The 24,411-nt window shown below is 60.9% G+C and carries 22 protein-coding genes and 4 pseudogenes; 17 read left to right on the top strand and 9 right to left on the bottom strand.

Annotated features, from left to right (window positions below; genetic code table 11):
* Nucleotide 1 precedes the first annotated feature (1 nt).
* The gene (locus B0G69_RS37320) at nt 2-931 is read left to right on the top strand and encodes a sterol desaturase family protein (RefSeq protein WP_241991677.1); all 930 of its coding nucleotides are present in this window, start codon (nt 2-4) and stop codon (nt 929-931) included.
* A gap of 283 nt (nt 932-1,214) precedes the next feature.
* A complete protein-coding gene (locus B0G69_RS37315) occupies nt 1,215-2,135 on the top strand; it encodes a bestrophin family ion channel (protein ID WP_121325022.1) in 921 nt (306 codons plus the stop codon).
* Nucleotides 2,136-2,331: 196 nt separating this feature from the next.
* Here B0G69_RS37315 and B0G69_RS37310 read toward each other — a convergent pair whose 3' ends face one another.
* Nucleotides 2,332-3,756, bottom strand: a complete 1,425-nt coding sequence (locus B0G69_RS37310; RefSeq protein ID WP_121325021.1) for a PLP-dependent aminotransferase family protein — start codon at nt 3,754-3,756, stop codon at nt 2,332-2,334.
* Between the two features lie 197 nt (nt 3,757-3,953).
* Here B0G69_RS37310 and B0G69_RS37305 point away from each other — a divergent pair, with 197 nt between their 5' ends.
* The 6 genes from B0G69_RS37305 (at nt 3,954) to moaD (ending at nt 10,170) form a co-directional block, all read left to right on the top strand.
* Nucleotides 3,954-6,281, top strand: a complete 2,328-nt coding sequence (locus B0G69_RS37305; RefSeq protein ID WP_121325020.1) for an FdhF/YdeP family oxidoreductase — start codon at nt 3,954-3,956, stop codon at nt 6,279-6,281.
* Between the two features lie 59 nt (nt 6,282-6,340).
* Complete coding sequence (locus B0G69_RS37300) at nt 6,341-7,735, top strand: cytochrome ubiquinol oxidase subunit I (RefSeq protein WP_121325148.1); 1,395 nt, start codon at nt 6,341-6,343, stop codon at nt 7,733-7,735.
* 45 nt (nt 7,736-7,780) lie between these two features.
* Nucleotides 7,781-8,767: a cytochrome d ubiquinol oxidase subunit II gene (locus B0G69_RS37295; protein WP_121325019.1), complete on the top strand. Its 987-nt coding sequence runs from the start codon at nt 7,781-7,783 to the stop codon at nt 8,765-8,767.
* A gap of 469 nt (nt 8,768-9,236) precedes the next feature.
* Nucleotides 9,237-9,530, top strand: a complete 294-nt coding sequence (locus B0G69_RS37290) for a hypothetical protein (RefSeq protein WP_241991676.1) — start codon at nt 9,237-9,239, stop codon at nt 9,528-9,530.
* A 92-nt stretch (nt 9,531-9,622) separates the two neighbouring features.
* Nucleotides 9,623-9,916, top strand: coding sequence for a molybdenum cofactor biosynthesis protein MoaE (locus tag B0G69_RS37285; protein ID WP_241991675.1), 294 nt, complete (start codon nt 9,623-9,625; stop codon nt 9,914-9,916).
* Nucleotides 9,913-10,170, top strand: coding sequence for a molybdopterin converting factor subunit 1 (gene moaD, locus B0G69_RS37280; RefSeq protein ID WP_121325017.1), 258 nt, complete (start codon nt 9,913-9,915; stop codon nt 10,168-10,170). The genes B0G69_RS37285 and moaD overlap by 4 nt, the downstream gene beginning before the upstream one ends.
* Nucleotides 10,171-10,272: 102 nt before the next feature.
* On the opposite strand, the gene B0G69_RS37275 is transcribed toward moaD, so the two are convergent.
* The gene (locus B0G69_RS37275; RefSeq protein WP_121325016.1) at nt 10,273-11,463 is read right to left on the bottom strand and encodes a D-alanyl-D-alanine carboxypeptidase family protein; all 1,191 of its coding nucleotides are present in this window, start codon (nt 11,461-11,463) and stop codon (nt 10,273-10,275) included.
* Nucleotides 11,464-11,920: 457 nt separating this feature from the next.
* Between B0G69_RS37275 and B0G69_RS37270 the strand changes: the two genes are divergently transcribed.
* Both B0G69_RS37270 and B0G69_RS37265 read left to right on the top strand, forming a co-directional pair.
* Nucleotides 11,921-13,141 carry a cyclopropane-fatty-acyl-phospholipid synthase family protein gene (locus tag B0G69_RS37270; RefSeq protein WP_121325015.1) on the top strand — a complete coding sequence of 407 codons (1,221 nt, stop codon included), beginning with the start codon at nt 11,921-11,923 and terminating at the stop codon, nt 13,139-13,141.
* A gap of 157 nt (nt 13,142-13,298) precedes the next feature.
* Nucleotides 13,299-13,874, top strand: coding sequence for a TetR/AcrR family transcriptional regulator (locus B0G69_RS37265; protein ID WP_121325014.1), 576 nt, complete (start codon nt 13,299-13,301; stop codon nt 13,872-13,874).
* A gap of 129 nt (nt 13,875-14,003) precedes the next feature.
* Here B0G69_RS37265 and B0G69_RS41235 read toward each other — a convergent pair whose 3' ends face one another.
* Nucleotides 14,004-14,168 (bottom strand): hypothetical protein, encoded by a 165-nt coding sequence (locus B0G69_RS41235; protein ID WP_158609046.1) that lies wholly within the window; start codon nt 14,166-14,168, stop codon nt 14,004-14,006.
* Here B0G69_RS41235 and B0G69_RS37260 point away from each other — a divergent pair.
* Both B0G69_RS37260 and B0G69_RS37255 read left to right on the top strand, forming a co-directional pair.
* Nucleotides 14,167-14,592 (top strand): organic hydroperoxide resistance protein, encoded by a 426-nt coding sequence (locus B0G69_RS37260; RefSeq protein WP_121325013.1) that lies wholly within the window; start codon nt 14,167-14,169, stop codon nt 14,590-14,592. The genes B0G69_RS41235 and B0G69_RS37260 overlap by 2 nt on opposite strands.
* Nucleotides 14,593-14,642: 50 nt before the next feature.
* Entirely contained in the window at nt 14,643-15,671 is a 1,029-nt protein-coding gene (locus B0G69_RS37255; RefSeq protein ID WP_121325147.1) for an alpha/beta hydrolase, read from the top strand.
* 308 nt (nt 15,672-15,979) lie between these two features.
* Here the strand turns inward: B0G69_RS37255 and B0G69_RS42495 are convergent, their stop codons facing one another.
* Complete coding sequence (locus tag B0G69_RS42495; RefSeq protein WP_241991674.1) at nt 15,980-16,099, bottom strand: hypothetical protein; 120 nt, start codon at nt 16,097-16,099, stop codon at nt 15,980-15,982.
* A 360-nt stretch (nt 16,100-16,459) separates the two neighbouring features.
* Here B0G69_RS42495 and B0G69_RS37245 point away from each other — a divergent pair, with 360 nt between their 5' ends.
* From B0G69_RS37245 to B0G69_RS37230, 3 genes and pseudogenes are all read left to right on the top strand, one after another.
* Nucleotides 16,460-16,894: a phosphate-starvation-inducible PsiE family protein gene (locus tag B0G69_RS37245; protein ID WP_121325146.1), complete on the top strand. Its 435-nt coding sequence runs from the start codon at nt 16,460-16,462 to the stop codon at nt 16,892-16,894.
* A 1,336-nt stretch (nt 16,895-18,230) separates the two neighbouring features.
* The gene (locus B0G69_RS37235; RefSeq protein WP_116120373.1) at nt 18,231-18,437 is read left to right on the top strand and encodes a DUF6494 family protein; all 207 of its coding nucleotides are present in this window, start codon (nt 18,231-18,233) and stop codon (nt 18,435-18,437) included.
* A 294-nt stretch (nt 18,438-18,731) separates the two neighbouring features.
* Nucleotides 18,732-19,623, top strand: a pseudogene (locus B0G69_RS37230) (IS30 family transposase); the annotation flags it as partial.
* 35 nt (nt 19,624-19,658) lie between these two features.
* On the opposite strand, the pseudogene B0G69_RS37225 reads toward B0G69_RS37230, so the two are convergent.
* From B0G69_RS37225 to B0G69_RS37210, 4 genes and pseudogenes are all read right to left on the bottom strand, one after another.
* Nucleotides 19,659-20,032 (bottom strand): annotated as a pseudogene (locus tag B0G69_RS37225) (transposase); the annotation flags it as partial.
* 79 nt (nt 20,033-20,111) lie between these two features.
* Nucleotides 20,112-20,930 (bottom strand): IS21-like element helper ATPase IstB, encoded by an 819-nt coding sequence (gene istB, locus B0G69_RS37220; protein WP_121317734.1) that lies wholly within the window; start codon nt 20,928-20,930, stop codon nt 20,112-20,114.
* Nucleotides 20,927-21,952, bottom strand: coding sequence for an IS21 family transposase (gene istA, locus B0G69_RS37215; RefSeq protein WP_241991246.1), 1,026 nt, complete (start codon nt 21,950-21,952; stop codon nt 20,927-20,929). The genes istB and istA overlap by 4 nt, the downstream gene beginning before the upstream one ends.
* A gap of 117 nt (nt 21,953-22,069) precedes the next feature.
* Nucleotides 22,070-22,572, bottom strand: a pseudogene (locus tag B0G69_RS37210) (transposase); the annotation flags it as partial.
* A gap of 427 nt (nt 22,573-22,999) precedes the next feature.
* On the opposite strand from B0G69_RS37210, the gene B0G69_RS37205 reads away from it, so the two are divergent.
* Both B0G69_RS37205 and B0G69_RS37200 read left to right on the top strand, forming a co-directional pair.
* Nucleotides 23,000-23,176, top strand: a complete 177-nt coding sequence (locus tag B0G69_RS37205) for a hypothetical protein (RefSeq protein WP_199731480.1) — start codon at nt 23,000-23,002, stop codon at nt 23,174-23,176.
* Between the two features lie 58 nt (nt 23,177-23,234).
* A pseudogene (locus B0G69_RS37200) lies at nt 23,235-23,999 on the top strand (amino acid transporter); the annotation flags it as partial.
* 1 nt (nt 24,000) lies between these two features.
* On the opposite strand, the gene B0G69_RS37195 reads toward B0G69_RS37200, so the two are convergent.
* Entirely contained in the window at nt 24,001-24,408 is a 408-nt protein-coding gene (locus B0G69_RS37195) for a universal stress protein (protein ID WP_241991673.1), read from the bottom strand.
* Between the last annotated feature and the right edge of the window lie 3 nt (nt 24,409-24,411).

Here is a 24,411-nt window from a genome sequence, read left to right as displayed (position 1 = left end):
TATGCTGGCCGGTGAAATCGACACGCATCTCATTCTGCCAGTGCTGTATCACTTAGGCTGGATGGACTGGGAGGAGTTGTCGTTCGACTGGGCGCTTGTCGGCGTCTACGGCCTGTTCGCGGTGATCGTCACGTACGCAGTATGCTGGCCGCTCGAAGTGTTCTTTCCGATCGAGCGCTGGGAAAACCGGAAAGCCGTGGTGATCGACGCGTTCTATACGATTTTCAACAGGGTCGGCGTATTGCCTGTCTTTAGTTTCCTGCTGTTTTACCAGGTACGGGTGTACGGTTTTGTGATCGCGCACGGCTACATACCTCCGACGCTCGAGACGTTGATACCACCGCTTCTCGGGCATCCGGTCATCACCTTCATTGCGTATGCGTTGATACTCGACTGTACCGACTATTGGCGTCACCGCCTGTCGCATTCATCTCGCAGCGCGTACGCACTTCATGCATTGCACCATGCGCAGCGGCAGATGAGTTTCTGGTCGGATGACCGCAACCATGTGCTCGATGAACTGGTCGCCGGCGTCTGGTTCGGCGCCGTTGGTCTCGCGATCGGCATTCCCCCGCTGCAATTTCCGCTGCTGTTCCTGATCATGCGCTTCATCGAAAGCCTGAGCCATGCGAATATCAAGCTTTCGTTCGGCTGGCTCGGCGACCGGTTGATTGTCTCGCCGCGCTTTCACAGGCTGCATCACGGCCTGCGGGCGGCGGGGCGAAACTCCTGCAATTACGGCGCTGTGTTTCCGATCTGGGACATCGTGTTTCGTACAGCCAATTTTTCTGACGAGTACCCGCCTACCGGAGATCGTCGCGCACCGGAATCGATGGCCACGGGCGGCTACCTCGCGCAGCAACTGGGCGGCTTCCAGTTTTTCCTTGAAGAATGGCGACAAGCGGCGAAGGCTGCGCGTTCTCAAAGTTGAAGTGCAACACCTTCACTCGTATAAGGTGTTGTCATGGAAAAACGATACCAATAGCGCCAGGCTGAAGAACCGCTGACGATTGCCAGGATGCCTCTGCAGGCACATACAACTATCGGAACTGTACCCCTGACGAAGCGGCCAAAATGTATCTGAAGCCTGCAGCCGATCGCATTTAATCTCCTGCTATGCCCCGCGAGCAGCAGGCAAACACGTCCTGCACCGTGATTCACCCTCTCACAAAGAGTGAAACGCCCCATTTGACTGCCCACACGTTATCTCCGTCATGATCGTCCGCCCGGCGCCCAACTGGTTTCGCATGCTCTTTGTGTGGCACGGATCTGTCCTTAAGGCAATCCTTCCGCAACTGGCGCTGATGACACTCGTGAGCGTGCTGGCCATGTGCACGCACGGCCGCATCTTCGGCGAAAAGGTTCCGTTGAATACGACGCCCTTCACGCTGTGCGGTGTCGCGTTGACGATCTTCCTCGCGTTTCGCAACAGCGCCAGCTATGAGCGCTATTGGGAAGCACGCCGCCTTTGGGGCAACGTGCTCATCGCCGCGCGTACGCTCACCTCGCAGGTCCGCCGCTACGTGCCCGGCGACAGCGCCATGTTCGACAACGCCGCTTTCGTTCGCCTCTTGATCGCATTCGCCTATGCGCTCAAGCATCAACTCCGTCACTCGGACCCGTCAGCCGACCTTGCGAAGCTGCTCGGCACCGCACAGGCCTCGGAGCTTCGCGGCCGCCTCTTCACGCCGATGCTGCTGCTCGACGAAGCGCGTAAGCGTCTCGCGGCGCTCAATCGCGCGGGCGTGCTGGCCGACATGCACCTCTGGATGCTCGACAGGCCGCTCGACGAACTCGGCGCGGCCGTCGGCGGATGCGAGCGGATCCACGCGACGCCGATTCCCTTCGCCTACGGCGTTCTGCTCCATCGAACCGTCTACGCCTACTGTGCCTTGCTCCCCTTCGGCCTCATCGACTCAATTGGCTTTGCCACGCCGCTCATCTGCGTATTCGTGTCCTACACCTTGCTCGCGCTGGAAGCCATCGCGAGCGAAATCGCGGACCCCTTCGGCCTCGCGCCGAACAGCCTGGCACTCGATGCCATGACGCGCAACATCGAACGCGCCGTGCTCGAACTGAGCGACGAGGAAGTGCCGCCCGCGATCCAGCCCGGCCCGCGCTACGAGCTTAGCTAACGTCCAGATCCGGAGAACATCTCATGTCTAGCCCTTTGATGGCGAAACCAGCGTGCCACGCGCCGTGGTGTGCTTCGAACGATGGGCCATGTCCGCTCGGTCGGTGTGGCGAACCCGCTCCCCTTTTCTCCGGTGCGATGATAAAGCCGACGAGACCGGCCGCTTTCGGAGGCCTTAGCGTGCCTGGCAGCCTGCTTCAGCGCGCGCACGCCGTCGCCAGCTTGCCGACCGTGATGACAGCCTGCTCGATTTCGGTCGACCACGAGCTGCTGTAGTTGAGGCGGATGAAATTCCGGTAGCTGTCCGATACCGAGAACATGTAGCCGGGGCCAATCGTGATGCGCTTTTCGAGCAAAAGCTTGTAGAGCATCATCGAGTCGACCTTCGAAGGTAGCTCGACCCACAGCACGTAGCCTCCCGCCGGGCTCGATATGCGCGTGCCGGCAGGAAAGAAGCGCGTGACCATCGCTCTCATCAGACTGGCCTGCTGCGCGTAGTTCCTGCGCACGCGCCGCAAGTGATGCTCATAGCCGTCGCGCTCGAGATATTCCGCAATCGCCAGTTGTGGAATGACCGGGGTAGTCAGCGTGTTCAGAAATTTCAGCTTCTCTACCTGGTCGCGATAGCGGCCGGGCAGCGCCCAGCCGATGCGGTAAGCCGCCGTGAGACTCTTCGAAAATGACGCGCAGTGCAGCACCGTTCCTTTTTCGTCAAACGACTTCAGCGTGCTCGGATGCGATTTGCCGAAGTACAGCTCGTTGCAGACGCCGTTTTCGATGATCGGAATGTCCGCACCGGCAAGCAGTTCCACGAGCGCGCGCTTGCGCTCGTCCGGCATCTGAAAACCGAGGGGATTCTGGAAGTTCGGCATCACCATGCAGGCGGCAATCGGCTGCGAGTCGATGATCCGCGCGAGCTCGTCGATGTCGATGCCGTACTCCGGGTGCGTCGCCACCTCGATCGCCTTCATGCCCGAACGCTCGATGGCGTGGAGCATCGCGTAGAAGGTCGGCGATTCGACCGCAATGACGTCGCCCGCCTTGGCGACGGCCTGCAGGCACAGATTGATGGCCTCCGTTGCGCCTACCGTCACGATGATCTCGTTCGGATCGACGGTCATGCCGTTCTCGAGGTAGCGCCGGGCAATTTGCCGCAGGAGGTCAGGGCTGCCGGGCGGCAAGCCGTTCGTCACTCCCCACAGCGCCTTGTTGCGGCCGACCGCCCACGCATAGCGATTGAGCTTCTCGAACGGAAAGAGCTCGGGATCGGGATAGGGCGAGCCGAGCGGCACGGCGCGGTCGACACTGATCGAGCGCAGCGTCGAGAGCACGAGCCGGCTCACGTCGACGGAAGCAGACACGGCAATCGGTCGTGTCGGACACAACCCGTGCGCGGAGCGGTCGCCTTCTTGCGCGCGCAGGCTCACAAAGTAGCCTGACTGGGGGCGGCTTTCCAGCATTCCCCGGCTTTCCAGCAGCAGATACGCGCGAATCACCGTCGTGATGCTGATGCGGTGCTGCTGGCTCGCCTGTCGAACGGATGGCACCCGGTCGCCGGGCCGATACACGCCTTTACGAATCAGATTTTCGATGTCGTCGGCGAGCCTTTCATAAAGGTTCACAGTCCTTCCCCCTGAACGCCGCACGCAGCACAGCGCTTCGACTGTGCTGCCACTCGACGAACTGTACTCGAGCAAGTCGGGGGATTCTGTGCACTCGTGAACGCGGCCTTTGCTTTTACGCTTACGCCAATCAATCGCAGTATGCGGCTCTGTCGAAAAAAGACCGGGGCCCGCGCGAAGTCAACGGAGCCAAGGGCATGGACAAGGCAAAGCAAAAAGGCAAAATCGAGGCGTATCACCACCCCGCCGCCGGCTGGGGCGCACTGAAGTACGTCGCCATCAATCTGATCAAGGAGCGCGTTGCCGGCAGCAACTATCGTACCCTGTTCAAGCAGAACCAGCCGGACGGCTTCGATTGCCCCGGCTGCGCATGGCCCGATCGCCAGCACGCGTCGACATTCGAATTCTGCGAGAACGGCGTGAAGGCCGTCGCGGCCGAAGCCACGACCAAGCGCGTCACACCGGCGACTTTCGAGGCGAACACGGTCGAATCGCTCATGAAGCAGACCGATTACGAACTCGAGCAGCATGGCCGGCTCACCGACCCGATGGTGTACGACGCCCGCACGGACCGCTACCGGCCCATAGCCTGGGACGACGCCTTCGCGCTCATTGCAAGGCATCTCAACCAGCTGGATTCGCCGGACGATGCCGCGTTCTACACGTCGGGACGCGCGAGCAACGAGGCCGCGTTCCTCTACCAGCTGTTCGTGCGCATGTACGGCACGAACAACTTCCCCGACTGCTCGAATATGTGCCACGAAGCAACCAGCCGCGGCCTGCCGACGACGGTGGGCGTAGGCAAGGGCACGGTCACGCTCGACGACTTCGAACTGGCGGACACCATTATCGTCTTCGGGCAAAACCCGGCCACGAACCATCCGCGCATGCTGGGCGAACTGCGTGAAGCGTCGCGCCGCGGCGCCACAATCGTATCGGTGAATCCGTTGCGCGAACGCGGTCTCGAACGCTTCGCGAGCCCGCAGCACCCGGTCGAAATGCTGACCTTCAGCAGTACGAAGATCGCCTCGACATTCATCCAGCCAAAACTGGGCGGAGACTTCGCGCTCATCAAGGGCGTGGCCAAGCATCTCATCGAGCTCGACGACAAGGCGATTGAAAACCGCACGGAACGCGTGCTCGATCTCGACTTCATCAACCAGCACACTCTCGGCTTCAGCGCGTTCGCCGACGACCTGCGCAGCGAGAGCTGGCCGCTTCTCGAAGCGCAGTCCGGCGTCGCCCGCGAAGACGTCGAAGGTCTCGCGCGCATCTATGCCAACGGCAAGCGCGTGATCGCCACCTGGGGCATGGGCATTACGCAGCACAAGCATTCGGTGCAGACCGTGCACATGCTGTCAAACCTGCTGATGATGCGCGGCAATATCGGCCGCGAGGGCGCCGGCCTGTGTCCCGTGCGCGGCCACTCGAACGTGCAGGGCAACCGGACCGTGGGCATCGAGGACAAGCCCACGCAGGCCTTCCTTGACCGGCTGGGCAAGGTGTTCGACTTCGATCCACCGCGCGAGCATGGTCTCGACGTCGTCGAGACGGTCGAGCACATGATCGAAGGCAAAGTGAAGGTGTTCATGGGGCTGGGCGGCAACTTCGCCATGGCGACCCCGGACACCCGTCGCACCTTCGACGGCCTGCGTTCCTGCGACCTCACGGTCCACATCACGACCAAGCTCAACCGCAGCCATCTTGTGCACGGTGCCAATGCGCTGATCCTGCCGACGCTCGGCCGCACCGAGATTGACGTGCAAAACGGCATCGCTCAGGGGGTCACGGTCGAAGACTCGATGAGCATGGTGCACATATCGTATGGCATGAACAAGCCCGCCTCGCCGAACCTGATGTCCGAGACGGCAATCGTCGCGAACATCGCGCACGCCACGCTCGGCGACGAGAAGGTGGACTGGCTCGCGTATGCCCGCGACTACGCGAAGATCCGCGACGCCATCGAGCAGGCCATCGAGGGCTTCGACCGGTACAACGAACGCATCCAGCACCCGGGCGGCTTCCATCTGCGCGTCGCCGCGCGCGAGCGCGACTGGAAGACCTCGACCGGCAAGGCGAACTTCGTCGTGCACGCCGTGCAGCAGGACACGCCGATCGCCCGTGCGAAGGCGATTCACGGCGAACGCCTGATGACGCTGATGACCACGCGCTCTCACGACCAGTACAACACGACGGTCTACGCGCTCGACGATCGCTATCGCGGCGTCTTCGGCCAGCGACGCGTTGTTTTCATCAACCCGACCGACATAGCCACGCTCGGTTTCGAGAACGGCGACTGGGTCGACATGACCACGGTCTGGGACGACGGCATCGAACGCCGTGCGGACCACTTCCGCCTCGTCGAATACGACATTCCGCGCGGCTGCATCGGGGCGTACTACCCGGAGACGAATCCGCTCGTCCCGCTGTCGAGCGTGGGCGACGTCTGCAACACCCCGACCTCGAAGTCGGTTCCGGTGTTGCTGCACCGTTCGTCCGAGCCGCCCGTGCTGCCTGCGTTCTGATTCCCCACTGTCGGGTCGAGTCGCGCGCTTTCCTGTTCTCTAATCACCTGGTGATCACCATGTCTATCGAAGCCCTGAATCTGGCCCGCGGTCAGTTCGCCTTGACCGCGATCTTCCACATACTCTGGCCGATCCTCACGATCAGCCTGTCCGCCTTTCTGCTCGTCGTCGAAATCCTTTGGGTCAAGACGAGCGACGTCGTCTGGTTCCGCCACGCGCGGTTCTGGAGCAAGCTGCTGCTGCTGAACTTCGCCGTCGGCGTCGTGAGCGGCATTCCCCTGGAATTGGAGTTCGGCACGAACTGGGGACCGTTTTCCCAATACACCGGCCAGTTCTTCGGCAATATCCTCGGCTTCGAGGGGGCCATGGCGTTCATGCTGGAGGCGAGCTTCGTCGGCATCATGATGCTCGGATGGGGTCGCGTGCCCAAAGGCGTGCACCTGTTCGCCACCGCGATGGTCGCGTTCGGCTCGTCCCTCTCCGCTTTCTGGATCATGGTCGCGAACTCGTGGCTGCAAACGCCGAGCGGCGTGACGGTGGTGGACGGCAAGCTCGTCGTCACCGACTACCTCAAGGCGATCTTCAGCCCGGACATGCCTTGGGGCACGTCGCACATGTGGTTCGCCGCACTCGAAACGGGCCTTGTCGTGATCGCCGGCATCTCGGCGTACTACCTGTTCAAGCGTCGCGATCCGGCGTTCTTTGTCCGCTCGTTCAAGCTCGCGCTCCTGCTGCTGGTATTCGTCGCGCCCGTGCAGATCTGGCTCGGCGATTCGAGCGGCGTCGACGTCTTCAAAACGCAGCCAGCCAAGGGCGCCGCGATCGAGGGCCACTGGGAAACGAACGCACCCGGTACCGGTGCGAGCTGGTCGCTCCTTGCATGGCCGGATGCCGCCAAACAACGCAACGACTGGTCGCTTGAAGTGCCCGGCCTGCTGAGCGTTCTCGGCACGCACAGCCTGCACGGTCAGGTCACGGGCCTGAAAGACATTCCCGTCCAGAATCAGCCGCCGATGATCCCGCTGCTTTACTACGCGTTTCGCGTCATGGCCGGGATCGGTTTCCTGTTGATGGTGCTCGCATTCTGGACCCTCTACGCATTGCGCAAGTCGGGCCGCCACCTCGACAAGCTGCTTGCACAGCGCAAGCTGCTGCTCGCCTGGGTGCTGGCGATCCCACTGCCGTACATTGCCGTCGAAAGCGGGTGGATCGTGCGCGAGGTGGGCCGCCAGCCGTGGCTCGTCTACGGTCTGCTGCGCACCGAGCACGCCGCCTCTGCCATTCCGGCCGGCACCGTTTTGGGCAGCATGATCATGTTCTGCGCGTTGTTCGTTATCCTGATCGTGTCGTTCTTCGTGTTCGCCCGGCGCTGGCTGCGTCAAGGTCCCAATCTCGACCTGATGCCGCCGGCCGAGCCCGCACGCCAGGCCGTCGCGCACGCCGTTGAGTATTGATCTGCGCCGTCTCCCCAGTTCGCTTTGACCTTACAGGAAATCATCATGACCCCCGCATCAACCCAGGACCTGTTGAATCACGCATGGTTCGGGCTCATCGGCCTGATGCTCGTGCTCTACGTCGTCACGGACGGCTTTGACCTCGGCGTGGGCGTGCTCACGCTGCTGCAGCGCCGCGAGAGCGACCGCGACCTCATGGTCCAGTCCATCGGCCACGTCTGGGACGCCAACGAAACCTGGCTCGTCGTGCTCGGCGGCGCCCTCTTTGGCGCCTTTCCAGCAGCCTATGCGATGATCCTCTCTGATCTCTACGTCCCCGTGATGGTGCTGATCGCGAGCTTCATCATGCGTGGCGCGGCCATCGAGTTCCGTCACTCGGCCCACTCGAGCAAGATCGTGTGGGACCGCGTTTTCGGCATCGGCAGCCTGCTCGCCGCGGTCTCGCAGGGCATCGTGCTCGCCAGGATTCTTACCGGCTTCGTGCCGGGCGCCTCGAGCCTCGGCTTCGTGGCGGTCACGGCGATCGGCGTCGTATCCGGCTATTGCCTGCTCGGCGCGACCTGGCTCGTGAAGAAGACCACGGGCGGACTCGAGAGCTCGGCGCGCCGCTACGCCATCGTTTCCGTCTTCACGACCGTGGCCGCCGCCCTCGTGGTTTCGTTCGCGACGCTGAAGCTGAGCCCGGTCGGCGTGACGCGCTGGCAGGAACAGGGCGTCTTCCATCTACTGATCGCGCTTGCGGTGCTCGCTGCGCTGGCGTTCCTGTATGTGCTTTACGCGATCCACATGCGTGGCGAACACGGCCCGTTCGTGGGGGCGACGCTGCTCTTCGTGATCTCGTTCGCGGGGCTCGCCATCAGCCTGTTCCCGTACATCGTGCCGGGCCAGCTGACCGTTGCCGCCGCCGCCTCGGATAGCGCGACGCTCACTTTCATGCTCTTCGGCATCGGCACCGTCTTCCCGATCATGGTCGGCTACAATCTTTACCAATACCATCTGTTCCGCGGCAAGTTGGTGCCGGTCAAGCACTAGGCGGCCACCGCGCTACGTCAACAACGCCTTGCGCGCGGGACACCGTGCGCACGGCATTTTTCTTAGTGTCGCCGCGTGCGAAGCGTCACCGGCAAGCGACCCTTCGGCGCGCCAGTGCCCGCAGAAGCGCTCGACGAAGCCACCAGCGCACCTCGGACCACGGCCGCGAGGAGACTCGCGCTCCCTCCATCGACCACTCAAGCGATGCCTGACACTCACAGCTTCGACGACGTCCAGCGCTGCCACACGCGTCTTCACGGGTCACCTGGTGCCGCTCGCGGCCGACAAGTTGCGATGCAGGAGCATGCCCGCGAGGCCGATGAAACCGCAACATGAGACGCGCCGGTGCTAGCTGGCGCGCCCATTCGCCGGCGCGGCGAAGAAGTGCGCGCGGGACAACCGCTGCTATCGGCCGGATTACGCATCGAGCCGGCGCATATCGGCGTCGCGGCCGAACAGGGGCATCGACATGCTCGATGTCTTCGCGACGTTGCGCGGGGGCATCCTGATTGCGGGCGACGACGGACGTGCGATCCACGCGACCCTGCGCGCATTGCTTGCGCAGTCCGACCTGATCGTGACGACGGGCGGCGCGTTGACGTCGCTCGGAGCTCCCTTCGTTCTGCGCGGCGTGCGCATGAAGCCCGGCAAGCCGGCCGCCTCGCGCGCTCATTCGCAGGCATCGTCCGGCTTTGGAGGCCAGTGCAGTGAAGCACGATGCCCTACCCTTGTCACCAGCTACGGACTCTCGAAGAGATCGTGAACGCAATCGCCGCCCCACATCGCCGACGCGGCCGTACACCAGCGTAGATTGGCCATGACGCCCGTTCTCGACACGCTCCCGCGCCCTTCGCGATGCAGGTCTCAGCCACGTCGAGGTGCGGTGCGGTGAAGGTCGTCCACCGGATCAGCCGCGTCGCGCTCCGCCATGCCGTCGCGATCGTGGCCGTGCCGCATCGTGCGGCCGCGTTCAAGGTGTGCCAGTTCGCGATGGACTTTCGGAAGGCATACGCCGCTCTGGAGGAAAGAGGTCCGCCGCGACGGCTCTGCCGAGTGGGTCGAAACCAGAACGCGCGACGAGCAGGCCATGATGCGAAGGGGCTGACTTCGCCTTGCCCCACCGCCTACGCAACAGGAATGCAACGATGAAACTCATCATCAAGTATTTCGCGAGCATTCGCGAACAAATTGGCATCGAGCACGAAACCGTCGATATCGACGCGCCGCATCTGACGGTGGACGCCCTACGGGCGAGACTCGCCTCGCGCAACGCGCGGATGGCCGACGCCCTGAGCGAGGGCCTCCCGGTGCGCACAGCGGTCAACCACGAGTTGGTGGCTGGCACGTTCGTCATGCGCCAGGACAGCGAAGTCGCGTTTTTCCCACCTGTCACCGGCGGCTGACCAGGACGGCCAACGCAGGGCGCACCCCGGCGCGCATCCGCGCACGGACGCCGTCGCCCGGCATGCTGGCGGAGGACGCCTCGAGCCGGGCCCCCGATCCCGTCAGCCGGGCCGATCGAGGTGCAGCAGCATAAAGTCCCACGCTCGCGCAAGGAGTCCGGCCTGCGGTACTGCGTCGAGCGCGACAAGAGGCGCCTGTGCGAGAACCCGGCCGTCTGTTGAGACGAGCTCGACCTTCCCCACCTTCTGGTCTACGGCGAGCGGCGCGACGAGCGGTGACATGATTGAGACCTTCGGCTTGACGCCGCGATCCTGTCCGGCGGGCACGGTCAGCATCAGGTCATTCGCCACGCCCACCCTGACGCTCAATGCCGTGCCCTCGTAGAGGCGGGACGTCTCGACCGCCTGACCGGCCTTGTAGAACGCGACTTCCTCGAACGCATCGTAGGCGAAGTCGAGCATTCTCAGGCTGTCGCGCACACGGTCGGATCCCGTCGGGTCGCCCATCACGACACTGATAACACGCCGCGTTATGCCGGGGGCGCCGCGTACGGGCCGCAGAGCGCTGGCGATCAGGCAATACCCGGCGGCGTCGGTATGTCCGGTCTTGAGGCCGTCAACAGTCGGATCGAGCCAGAGCAGGCGATTACGGTTTAGCTGCCGGATGTTGTCGTAGCTGAACGTCCTGACCGAAAAGATTGGATAGTCCTGTGGGAAATCGTGAATCAGACGCATCGCGAGAATCGCCAGATCGCCTGCCGTCGTGTAGTGATTCGGTTCAGGCATGCCGTTGACGTCCGCAAAGTGCGTGTGGCTCATCCCTATCGCCTGGGCCTCGGCATTCATCATGTCGACGAAATGCGATTGCGTGCCGCCCACGACTTCCCCCAGTGCAATCGCGGCATCGTTGCCGGACTCTACAATCAACCCGTAGAGCAGGTCGTGCACGGACACCGGCTTGTTCGCCTCGATGAACATCCTCGATTCGTCCTTGCCGACCGAGCGAACGGCATCGCTGGGCAACACCGTTTCGTCCATGCGGATTTTATTGTCCTGCAGCGCCTGAAAGACCAGATACGCCGTCATGATTTTCGTGAGCGACGCTGGCTCCATGCGCGCCTCGGCGTTCTGCGAGGCGAGGATCTGATTGCTCGACGAGTCCATTAAGACCCAGGCGCGCGCGTTGACCGCGGGCGGTGCGGTCTGGGCCGATACGCGATTCGAAAGCAGCGCGATCGAGCAAAGCGACGCGAGGAGGACATATCTCTTACGAAGGGACTTGCACAGACTCATACGCTCCTTGTGACGTTCAGGGTTGCTGAAATGTGATACCGCAGTAGCAACGCGCGCACGCAACCGCCTTCATCCGGCAGATTGCGAGACAAGTACGGTAAAGGGCGCCCCCTGCGCGCTGGAAGTCCCTTTTCCAGAATACTGTTTTGCGCGCTTGGCGCCGCCCTGACGCACGGACGCCACCTCGCGGCAACTCACCGTTCTCGTAACTCTGCTTTGCGCAACCGGTATAGCGGCCCCCAAAACACGCGTCCTAAACTACACGGGCCGGCTTCTGCTTCCGCGCTCTGCGCCGATCGGTTGGGCAGTGGATCGGGGCGCCGAGTGTCCAGACTTCTCGCGCCGCGTGAGCAGGAGGCGCCCGGATCGCATGCGGCACCCGCGGCTCGCCTCTTCGCGCCCGGTGCCCGATTGACAGTCAGGCTGAAATCGCTACAACGGAAAAAGGAGAATCTCGATGCTTTTTGAAAAAAAACTGGCCCACTGGGCGGAGGAAATACGGTCGACGTCAAACCTTCCAGCGCGCCTTGTGTTGTGGAATGGTGAACACTTCGATTTTGGGACGTTCGCCGAACCTCATGTCACGCTGAACGTCAGGAGCGCATCCGCATTGCCGTTGCTCCTGGATCCGAGTCTCGACAACCTCGGCGAGGCGTACGTGAACGGCAAGATCGATATCGAAGGCAAACTCACGGACATCATCGACATCGGCTACGGGCTCGCCCGTAGTACCGTGACTAACGCCCTCTCTGCTGTGCGTGCTGTGCGCGCCATGACTCACACGAAACGGTCCGACAAGCGGGCAATCCAGTACCACTACGATGTCTCGAACGAGTTCTACCAACTGTGGCTCGACGAAAACATGGTCTACTCGTGCGCGTACTTCGAGAACGGCGACGAAGACCTCGCCGCCGCCCAACTCAAGAAGATCGACCACATCCTCACCAAGATCCAGTTGCAACCCGGACAGCGCCTGCTCGACATCGGCTGCGGCTGGGGCGCGCTCGTGCTGCGCGCGGCCCAGAAGTTCGGCGCGCGCTGTGTAGGTATCACGCTTTCGCAGAGCCAGTTCGATCTCGCCGCTGCGCGCGTGAAAGCAGCGGGACTCGAGGACCGCATTGAGATCCGCCTGCAGGACTATCGCGATGTCGAAGGCCAGTTCGACCGCATCACGAGTGTCGGCATGTTCGAGCACGTCGGCTGCAGGCATCTGCCTGACTATTTCTCTCGGATCCGCGCGTTGCTCACCGACGACGGCATCGCGATGAACCATGGGATCACGTCCACCGGCGCGGACAGTCGCGAGACCGGCCTCGGCGGCAGCCAGTTCATCGACCGCTACGTGTTCCCGGACGGCGAACTACCGAACATCAGTGTCGCGCTCCACGCGCTGCAGAGCGGCGGACTGGAGGCGGTCGACATCGAGAACCTGAGGCGACACTATGCCCGCACGCTCCACACCTGGAGCGTGAACTTCGAGGCGCAAGCCGAGCAGGCCAGAAAGCTCGTCGATGAAGTGAAGTTTCGCATCTGGCGTGTCTATCTGGCGGGTTGCGCCTACGCGTTTGAGCACGACGACGTCTCGATCTACCAGATCGTCTGCCGCAAGGCGGGGCGCAGCGCGACGACGCTGCCGTGGTCACGCCGATACATGTACGAGCAGACGCTGCCGCGCTAGCGCATTGGCCCGGGTCGATACGCGCGGCCGCGCGATGTCACCGTGCACGAGAACGCACGGCGCGGGCACGCGGCCTCTCCGACCCATCGAGCTCTGAAAACGACACACTTGGAAATCCCCCTTGACTAACTACCTATCAGTAGATAAAGTTAAGCCTATGGACACGACATCGACAGTACGCGAGCAGATCCTCGACCACGCAATCACACTGATTATGCTCCGCGGTTACAACGGCTTTAGCTACCGCGATCTGTCGGAACTGGTCGGCGTGAAGACGTCGAGTATCCACTACTACTTCCCGTCGAAGGACGATTTGGTACTTGAAGCGGTCAATGAGTACAGCAGCGAAGTACTCAATACCGTCAAGGCAATCGACGCTGCGTTACCGGCCGATGCGAAGCTCAGCAAGTACACGAAGTTGTTTGGCAGGACCCTGGGGGACGGCAATCAGATTTGTCTGTGCGGCATGCTCGCGGCCGACATCGAATCGCTGCCGGACAACATCCGGAATGCGATACAGGCTTTTTTCAAGGCCAACGAAAGCTGGCTGGCGAAAGTGCTCGCGCAAGGTGCGCACGAGCGTACGCTGACGGTCAACGGCAAACCGGAAAATGCCGCGCGCGCCCTCTTCGCGGCTTATCAGGGCAGTGTACTGGCAAGCCGGTTGTTTAAGACGAAGGCCCGGCTCGAAGATATCGAGGCTACCTTGAAAGTAAGTGCAGTAAAGCGGTAGTGCAGTAAAGCTGTAAGGTGAGGTAGTGATTCACTTCTTTAATTGGCCGTCTATCTATCTTTACGTAGATAGACGAAGTTAGACAGAAAGCGGGGACATCATATTTCCCCTCGCTTATTTATCTATCTATCAGTAGATGCATTTGAAAAGATCAGTAACCGTGAACACGAAACTGATTGGCGCTTTTGTGCTGCCCGGCGTGATCGCCACCCGCGCATTGACCGATGGCGGCTGCGCGTAACGCCCACAGTCAACTATTTCCTCAACCATATTTTTGTATTGGAACATCAGCATGTCACTCGAAAAAGTCCTCTATCGCGCTCACGCCCACGCCACAGGCGGTCGCGACGGCCGTGCCGTCGTCCCCGAAGGCAAGCTCGACTTCAGGCTCACCACCCCCAGGGAACTGGGCGGGGCAGGCGGCGAAGGCGCCAATCCCGAACAGTTGTTCGCCGCCGGCTACAGCGCGTGCTTTCTCGGCGCGATGAAGTTCGTCGCTGCCCGCGACAAGATCGCCATCCCGGCAGATGTCTCGATTGACGGCAGCGTCGGCATCGGCGCCCTCCCGAACGGCTTCGGCATCGAGGTCGAACTGAAGATCGCTCTGCCCGGCATGGAGAGCGAAGCGGCGCGGGCCCTGGTCGACAAGGCTCATATCGTCTGCCCGTACTCCAACGCTACGCGCGGCAACATCGACGTCACGCTCACCCTCGTTTGATCCAATTCGTCACGACCATCCTCCAACCCGATCTGAAGAAAGCACCCGCCATGAAATCATTCAAGCCCCTGCTGGCTGCGGTCACCCTTGCTGCCAGCACTACTTTTGCAGTCGCGGCGAACTCCGCGGCGCCCGCTACGCCCGACCACGTGACGAGCCAGTTCCTCCAGGCGCTGAACAGCGGCACGGGGCCAGCCCTCAACACACTGTCGCCGGCGAAGGCGCGTGAGGTGCTGGTCAACGCACAAAACGGCGTGAAGGTCGATCTGTCCGGAATCGACGTATCCACCAAGACCATCGAACAGGACGGTATCACCGTGCCGTTGACCATCGTCCGCCCTCAAGGGGCGAGGGGCACGCTGCCGGTGTTCATGTTCTTCCACGGCGGCGGCTGGATTCTCGGTGACTTCCAGACGCACGAGCGTCTGGTGCGCGACCTCGTCGTGCAATCGGGCGCAGTGGCGGTGTTTGTGAATTACACGCCGTCGCCGGAGGCGCATTACCCGGTCGCGATCAATCAGGCCTATGCCGCCACGAAGTGGGTTGCTGCCCATGGCAGCGAAATCGGCGTGGATGGTAGCCGCCTTGCGGTGGTTGGCAACAGCGTCGGCGGAAACATGGCCGCGGTCGTCAGCCTGATGGCGAAGAACAAGCAAGGCCCGGCGATCCGCTTCCAGGGCTTGATGTGGCCGGTGACGGATAACAATTTCGACGATGGATCCTACAACGCCTATGCGGAGGGCCACTTCCTGACGCGCCCCATGATGAAATGGTTCTGGAATGCCTACACGACGAATCAGGCCCAGCGTAACGAGATCTACGCGTCGCCGTTGCGTGCCTCGGTGGATCAGTTGAAGGGCCTGCCGCCTGCGCTGATTCAGGTTGCGCAGTTCGACGTGCTGAGCGACGAGGGTGAAGCCTACGGCCGCAAGCTCGACGCAGCGGGTAACGAAGCCGCGACGATCCGTTATGACGGCACCATCCACGACTTCGGTTTGCTGAACGCGCTCGCCGAAGATGCGGAGACAAAAGCCGCGATTCGCCAGCTCGCGAACGAGTTGAAGACGCGATTGCAGTAATTGCACATAACCCCGATCGCGGTGCGGTAGCGAAGGGCCACTGCGCAGCGGTTGGCACGACAACCCACCGGCTACGGCCCACGGTCTGCGAACAACGAAGCCGCGTTTCGCATGCGTCAGATCATTCGACGCCTTGGGAGACAATCCGGCGCCGCGCCTGGAAATCGTGTAAATGCAGGTCGAGCAGCACGGGAAAGGGACTCACCCCCTGCGCAGACCGATCGCAAACTGCCGCATACTGAGCGCGACGCGACGCGCGTAGCCCTTGCTGCCGCGCTGTAGCGCATTAATGCCAGATTCAGATCGCCTTACGTCGCGTCGAGATAACCACGAAGGATCGAAGAGCCGATGCGCACGTTCTCGGCGGGGTCGGACAAGTCCTTGTTCAGCGCGACCACCTGCGGATGGGCGGTCGGCAGAACCTGCATGAGGCCTTTCGCACCAGCCGCGCTGATCGCGTGACGGTCGAATCCCGATACTATGCCAAACCTGTGGCGACTCTGTGACGCAGCTGTGCGCCACGCCAATATGCTACGTTACATAGCGGCGCCTCGGGTGTCGTTTCCCAAAGAGCGGGAGACAGCTGCAAATGGGCGCTGCCCGTTTGATCCGCGTGAAGCCCGCAATCTGTGCTGCGTCCATCGGCACTGGTCACTATCCCTCTTTCTCAATGGCACGCCCTGCGCGGTCACACTGCGTCCGCTGCAGGCGTGGCAAGCACTCGGTGCACTGGTGCCGACGAGCCGCTACGTTGCAATACCATTCCAACCCCACGAGGAGCAATGTGCATGAAGTATGAAGGCGCTCTGCACCACAGCATCAAGAGGCGGCTCGAGCAAGTGATAGAGATGGCCGAACTGGTCGGCTTGCTGGTCATCGGCATCGGGACCGCCCTGGCGATGGGGCACCTAATCTGGAACATGGCGGACTCCGGCGACGTTACACTGACCGATCTGCTGCTCATGTTTCTATACCTCGAAGTGTTCGCCATGGTCGGGCAATACCTGAAGGCGGGGCAATTGCCGGTGCGTTTTCCGCTCTACATAGCGATGGTCTCGATCGCGCGCGACGTGATCCTGCGCGCTGGCGCGAATACGGAGCTGCATCTTGTCGCCTCGGCCGGCGCCATCTTGCTGATAGCTCTAGGTGTGCTGTTGATTCGTTATGGAGAGTGCAAGTATCCAAGCGATACCAACGAACGGCCTGACGAGGAGGCGCGTTAAGCGGGCACTGGAGATGTCGGTAGTCGCGGGACAACTCCGCGTCGTTTTCACCGAGGTATGCATGTCCGCGCCCGCGGGTGCGTCGCGGTGTGAAGGGTGCCGGAGAGACGGCCACTTTGCGCTTACTCTGCGCGAGGGACTGACGCGGGAGTGGAGTCCCAGTTATATGGATCGAGCGGGCGAAGTACGCCCGATACTTGAGCGCGAAGAAAGCCAGTCCGTCGTTGGTGCGACTGGCATTTTATTTTGGACGCGCAGTTTTCAAAGAACGCTTATGAATTTCGACTTTGGGATGGATACGCGATCGGCTGAAGTCGGGACTGAGCGCGACGATGTTCGCGACGATAGTGGCTTACCATGGAAATCGCCGCAATTACTAGCACCAATGAGCCGATCAAAGTTCCCATCGACGATTCACTCATTGCCCCCCTTCGTTACCTCCCATCTGTGGTGTCGACCGGCTGAGTTCCTTGCAGGTGTAACTGTCTATCATCGCGTTGAACGATTTGATCGAACAAGTCCCGAGGGTACGTTCCGGGCGCGTCGACCCTGGATCATGATGACGTGTTGCGTGCCAAGGCGTTGCATGCGTAACCCGTGACTTCTTGACGGTGCCAAATGAGAGCTGATGTGGCGTATGACGTTCACTTCGGGCCAAGGGCTCCGGCATGCCGCGACGCGGAACCATCCACACGTAGGGAAGGGTTAGCGGGGCACGTGGTAATCGGCTGGCCATCAGAACCCCTTTGGCAAACGGGCTAAAAATTACTCCCCGCCAAACCAATTGGCCTTTATGTATTATTTATGCGTCCTGCGAGGAAAGGTAACATTTTTCCCTTGACCAAGATGGGCATTAAACTGCCATCGCCGATTCCGCGAACATCAATGAGAGGAGTTGCCATGGTTCTATATCACCACGGCGCAGTAATTCAGCCCTGCGTCACGAAGCATGGCAAAGCCTTTGTAGCGTGTGCATCAATCTTAGCGGAAGGCGGTGAAGCTACTTCACTCGGGAATCTCGGAGAGTTCGCGAGTCAAAAATGCGCTTTCGCGTTTGCCGCGCGCAGTGCCACTGCATTCGTGGATGGCGAATCCCTGTCGCGCTCACCTTTTGAACTAGCTCAGGCCGCGTAGCAGTCGCGTAACGTGGCGGCAAGATCACGTCCCTCGCCGATGGAGCAGAGAATGCGGAAGTCGAACTCACCACCCTCGGCGGCGACAAGATCGTCGCCATCGTCATCGGGGGCAGTTGCTCTCGATAGCATGTCGATGCCCGCCGGCTGGGCTTAACTTCACTGTCGGGAATCTCTCCTTCATCGGAAAATGGGAGCTGTCAATGAATGAAGAAGTCTTCAACCTCAGCATACGCAAGTTCTTAAAAATGGTTGGCGTCAATTCGCAGCGCGAGATCGAGCACGCGGTAGCCAAGGCCCTTGCTGACGGCACCATCGCAGGTACGGAATCGTTTCCCGCAAAAGTAACGCTGGAAGTTGCAGGGCTCAAGCTGAAAGTGGAGTTTGATGGCGAAATCACGCTCCAGTAAGTGCGAGATGACGTTTTCTGCACGGCAGCCGCGACGACTATCGGCAACGGTTCGCGACGGTTTTTCGACCAATGTGCCTTCGGCGACGTCAGCCGCGAAGGATCGCTGTCGCCAAAGGCAGGCACCGGGCCATCTACTGCCCCGTCGACCATGCTTTCGTTCGGGCATTCGAACGTCGGCTTTACCCGGCGGATTCAACCGGTCGATGCAACACAATGAACGTCGCATGAGCGGCGGGGGTGTTGCAAATGAAACAGAGGCGCCGGATCTTATTACCGCGAAAGCCAGAAAGCATTGACGTGGGAACGCCGGCGTAAAGGCGAGTCGTTGCAGCACATCGCCCGGCTATTTGACCGCAATCACTCGTCAGTACAGGGAATTCTGGCGCAAACTGGAGGAATCCAGCCTGCACCTCGCCAGCGACCCAGGCTGGCGCTCGCGCTTGCCGAGCGTGAGGAGATTTCGCGAGGTCTCGTCGCGGGCGATTCGATTCAGTCAATTGCCCGGCGGCTGTCGCGGTCACCGTCCACGATCTGTCGCGAGATCAAGCGCAACAGTGGGCAGGCCAGCTATCGGGCCAGCCACGCCGACTAGCTTGCATGGGATCGGTCGCTGCGCCCGAAAGTCTGCAAACTGGTCGAGCACCGGATGCTGGCTCGTATCGTGGCCAACAAGCTCCAGTTGCAGTGGTCGCCCCAGCAGACTGCTGGATGGCTCAAACGCGCCTGGCCAGGCAGCGAGGACTACCACGTGCCACACGAGACCATCTATCGCAGTCTTTTCATTCAGCCACGGGGTGCAATGAAGAAGGAGTTGCTGGAGCATTTACGGCGCACCCGGGCCATGCGCCGCTCGCGCCATCACACGCAGAAAACGGACGATCACGGCAGAATCCGTGACGCGGTATCAATCCGTGAGCGCCCCGCCACTGTGGAAGACCGTGCGGTGCCGGGGCACTGGGAGGGAGACCCTCCTGTGTGGCAGCGGCGGCAGCCAGATTGCAACGCTTGTAGAGCGTCAGACACGCTATGTAATGCTGGTGAAGATCGCGAGCAAGGACAGTGAATCGGTTGCCAATGCGCTCATCAAACACGCTGGAAAGCTGCCTCAGGAACTCTATAAATCGCGTACGTGGGATCGGGGAACAGAGATGGCGAACCACAAACGGTTCACCATCGCCACCGAGGCGGTGTCCGGAATTTTGTGTAAACGGGTTGAGGTTTAACCCGGCACCAGCCGCTCTTCGAACTGGATTGTGAAGCGGTTCAGGGCCGCTTTCCAGTCGCGGATAGGCATCGTCCACTTCTTGCTGATGTTGTTCAGCGCCAGGTAGAACAGCTTGGTCACGGCCTCATCGGTCGGAAACGAGCTGCGGGTCTTGATTGCTTTCTGCACGCCGCGCGTCTTCAGCTCAGTGACCATTTGCAACCAGAACTTTGCACCCTCGGTCTGGCAATCCACAGTCCCAGAACCTCCTTGTGACCGGTCATGTTCACGCCGATGGCCAGGTACACTGCCTTGGTGCGCACCGCGCCGCTGTCGCGCACCTTGACGTGGATGCAGTCGAGATAGACGATCGGGTAAAGCGCATCGAGCGCATGTCAACGGCACTCAGGAATTGATACAGTTTCTGTCGGCATCGGCACTTCAGATTTGATACACCGGGTTGTAGTGTTATTGCGGTGCCGACCGCATTCCGTTGGCGGCGTTCTCCTTTGTCGTAGTCGATCTCTTCATAACCAGTCCGGCGCGCCGCTTGTCGCGTAGTCGATAGCTCTCGCCCTGGATCGCCACGAGGTGAGCGTGATGCAATAGCCGGTCGAGCATGGCAGCAGTGAGCGTTGCGTCATCGGCGAACGTCTGGTCCCACTGCCCGAATGGAAGGTTGCTGGTCACGATCAGACTGCCGCGCTCGTATCGTTTGGCGATCACCTGGAAGAACAGGTTGGCCTGTTCACGGCTCATCGGCAGGTACCCGATCTCATCGATGATCAACAGCCGGTACGGGTTGATGAACCGTTTGAGGGCGTCGCCCAGCTGATTCTGCCGATGTGCCGTGGTCAGTATCATCAGCAGGTCTGCTGCCGTAATGAAGCGCACCTTGATTCCAGCTTGCGTTGCTGCATAACCAAGCGCCATTGCAATGTGCGTTTTGCCTGTGCCACTCGGTCCGAGTAATACGACGTTCTCGTTTCGCTCCAGAAACGTCAGACTCGCCAGCTCCTGAACCTGCGATCTGGGCACACCGCTGGCTGCTGCGAAGTCGAAACCGTCGAGGGTCTTGATCGTCGGGAAGCCTGCCAGGCGTGCAAACGTCGCGCGCTGCCTGACGAGCCGCGCCGTGTGCTCGGCCTTAAGTACCGATTCGAGAAACTCTGTCAGGTTTACCTCATCGGCGATCGCCTTTTGCGCCAGGTGCGGCAACGCGTCCGCGATGGTCGTGAGCTTCAGCTGGGCGCATAGCTGCGCCACTCGTTCGTGTGCGATGTTCATGCGGCAACCCGAATCAGCTGGTCGTACACGGACAGCGGGTGCTGTAGCGGAGATAGCCAGTCGTGGAATCGCTCGCGCAACTCCTGTCCGCTCGCCGGTGTCGTTGCTGGCAACAGCGACGGATACGGTGGCGGTACGCTCTGCAAGGCCTTCTGCTCAACAAGCAACTGCTCGCCTGGCTTCAAGCGGGTCGTTCCATGTATCCGGACATGCGCAACTTCGCGTAGCCAACGCCAGACTTCAGTGTTGGCGGTCGTCACGTCCAGTTCGACGTTGGCCGCCTTGAACTGGGCGGCCAGCGGAACGTAGAAACTGCGGCGCAAATATCCGTTCATCCGTTCGACCTTGCCTTTGGTCTTCGCGCGATAAGGCCGACAAAGCTGGGGCTGAAACCCGTAGTGCCGGGCGAAGTCGAGAAACCCCGGCTGGAAACGGTGCTGCTTCGGACCATAAGCATCCCGCTCGATGACAACGGTCTTCATATTGTCGTACAGCGCACGGCGCGGCACACCGCCGAACCAGTTAAAACAGTTGACGTGACACCTGAGCAAAGTATCGAGTCGCATGTCGGAAACGAATTCGACGTAAGTCGCGCGGCTATAGCCGAGAGTGGCCACGAATGCGAACAGATTCGCTCCTTTGCGCCGGCGGAACTCGACCCAGTCGACCTGCATCTGATCGCCCGCGGCAGTCTCGAATCGCACCAAAGGATCGGGCGCCGGTAGAGGCCGCAATGTCGCAACGAACTTGCGCACGATTCTCTCGCCGCCATTGAATCCCTGCGATTGGATCTCGCGCCACAGAACTGTCGCTGGAATCCAGTCCGGTGCCGCTGACGCGATCCGTTCCCGAAGATAGGCTTCGAACGGTTTCAGTATCGAATCGCGCGCAGTCGCTGCGGGCCGAAACATCGGCGCGTCCTGCGTCGCCAGATATTTCCTCACCGTGTTGACGGAGCAGCCAACCTCACAAGCAATGGCACGCAGGCTCTTGCCCTGCTTGTGCAATATCCTGATCTGCATGTATCCCTCGTACGAGATCATCGCCGCTCAAAGCGGCCATTATCCCTTCGTCGAGGTGTATCAATTCCTCAGTGCCGACGGTGTATCAATTTACAGGTGCCGATGACACGCACGGCCTTGCCAGACCTTCACCTCTTCGCTGACGGCGTCGGTGACCGCCGAGATGAGCGTGGGCGACACCTCCGTGCCGTACATCTCTTCCAGATGGCCCTGGATCTCGCGCACGCTCAGACCTCGCGCGTACAACGAAATGATCTTATCGTCGAAGCCCGACCGGCGCGTCTGATGACGCTCCACAAGCTTCGGCTCGAATGCGCCCTGACGGTCGCGCGGAATATTGAGCGGCAACTCGCCAAACTCCCCCCTGCAATGTCTTGGCGCTATGCCCATTGCGGGTGTTGCCAGTGGCATCAGTCACCGCTTCGCTCTTGCCATGGCCCAGGTGCTCTGGACATCTCCGTCTCAAGCGGTCGCTCCGCCAGCATCTTCGTGAGCTGCTTGAGCAACCCGTTCTCGCCTATCAGATCTTCCGGCTTCTGGTAGTTCGCCAGCAGGCTGTCTGCCAGCTTGACGAGTTCAGGATCGGGTTTTTCTCTTTTGTTGCCTTTCGCTACTGTCATCTGTGCTCCTGTTGCTGACAGTTTCCTGCCAAATGACCGCTTACACAAAAGTTTTTACATTCTCTCTGGCACGACCTCTTTCGGTTTGCTAAGGATTCCAACTTCTTCTTTGCAGTGATTCTGCAGACACGACAGCGCTCCCGCACTCAATGTATCCATCTCCGTTAAACTGGTGAAGCACTCACAAAGTCAGTGGCAAGGATCCGATCGCAGTTTTGCGTGGACGCACGGCGACAACGATCGACCTGTCGCGTTCTCTGACAATCAGTGACCGGCATAGTGATGCGCCACGTCGTGTCTCCAACCACACCATTCTTGACCGCTCTATAACAGCCGCGTTGCATTCGCCCAATGACCGTCTATATTGGGGAAGAAGATAGCGAGACATGTCTTTCCCGCGAATCCAGCGCCGAAAGGAGAACGTCGCATGGACATCCTGAAGCTCGCCATCGTCGTGGCTATCCTGTGCGGAGTTGCAAAGGGAATCCAGCTTTTCAGTCGCCATTGCCGCGTCGGTTCGGTTACAGTTTCTTTTCGGCGCGTGGCTTCTGGCTCGCGGCAATCGGCATCAATTTCCTCTGGTGGGGATACTATTTCTGGGTAACTGCCCCGCTTCGCCATACGCAGCCGTCCGGCGGACTTGTCCTCATGGCGATGGGACTTCCCTGCTGGGCTTGTGCATTTACTGGTGGCGCCATCGGCGTGACGGGGAAAACTGGCTGAAGCACTTCGCGCTATCCGCGCTAGGGCTATCGGTCACCAGCACCGTGCTGGTCATTACGCTGATCGAGAAGTTTACGGCGGGCGGCTGGCTGACGGTACTGGTGACCGGCGCGGTGGTCGCGCTATGCATTGTCATCAAGCGGCACTACGGCGAAACCCGCGCACTGATTGCCAGGGAGGACGCCCTCTTCACCGGCGCTGCACCCGATCCGGGCGACGCGGCCGCGTCACTCAGGCCAGAACCTTCCCAGCCAACCGCCATCCTGCTCGTCGGCAAGCATCGCGGTGTCAGCATGCACGCGCTGTTATGGGTGAACCGGCTATTTCCGGGACACTTCAGGAATGTGATCTTTCTCGCGGTCGGCGAAGTGGACGCGCAAAGCTATGAAGGCTCCGAGCACCTGGAGCGTTTGCGGCAAACGATTACGGCGTCTCTCCAGTATTACGTTGCGCACTGTCGCCGGCATGGCATCGCCGCCGAATACCGGATCGCGTTCGGCACCGACACTGTCGAAGAGTTCCTCAAGCTGGCAGAAGCCTCGATAAAGCAATTCCCGAACAGCGTCTGCTTCGCGAGCAAGCTGATTTTCAAACGGATGAATGTCCTGACGGCGTGGCTGCACAATCACACACCGGTCGCGATCCAGACGCGCCTGCACCAGCAGGGCAAACAGAGGTTGCTGCTGCCGATGAACGTCGGATGATTCAATGAACCATCGTCACCGGTGTGACCGTCCGCCCCGACAACGCCGCGAGCATGGCCAGGCGTCGGAAGAAGCCCATGTGGCTGGCGTCGATCACCATGACGTCGGGCCGGGTCGTGGTTGCATAGTCGGCGATCGCCTTCGTGTGGTGGCCGAATACCCGTGTCCAGTGGTACGGCACGCCGGCTTCCTCGAGAATCGTGCGCGCGTCGACCATCGCCTTCAGCGTTGCCTGCTCTTCCCGGCGCACCAGTGAGCTTCGGGTATGGACGGCTGCCGCGCGCCCCTGGTCGACGGGTTCGAGGACTTCCAGCAATTCGACCTCGGTGACGCAGCGCTCCAGAAACATAAATGTCGCGAAACGTGTGGCCTCGACAACACCGCTCTTGCCGAGGACGGGGATCAGCATTCG

The organism is Paraburkholderia sp. RAU2J (genome assembly GCF_003634845.1).
Taxonomy (GTDB): domain Bacteria; phylum Pseudomonadota; class Gammaproteobacteria; order Burkholderiales; family Burkholderiaceae; genus Paraburkholderia; species Paraburkholderia fynbosensis.
The sequence above is the reverse complement of the archived record's forward strand: the minus strand, read 5'-3'. Positions and strand labels throughout refer to the sequence as shown.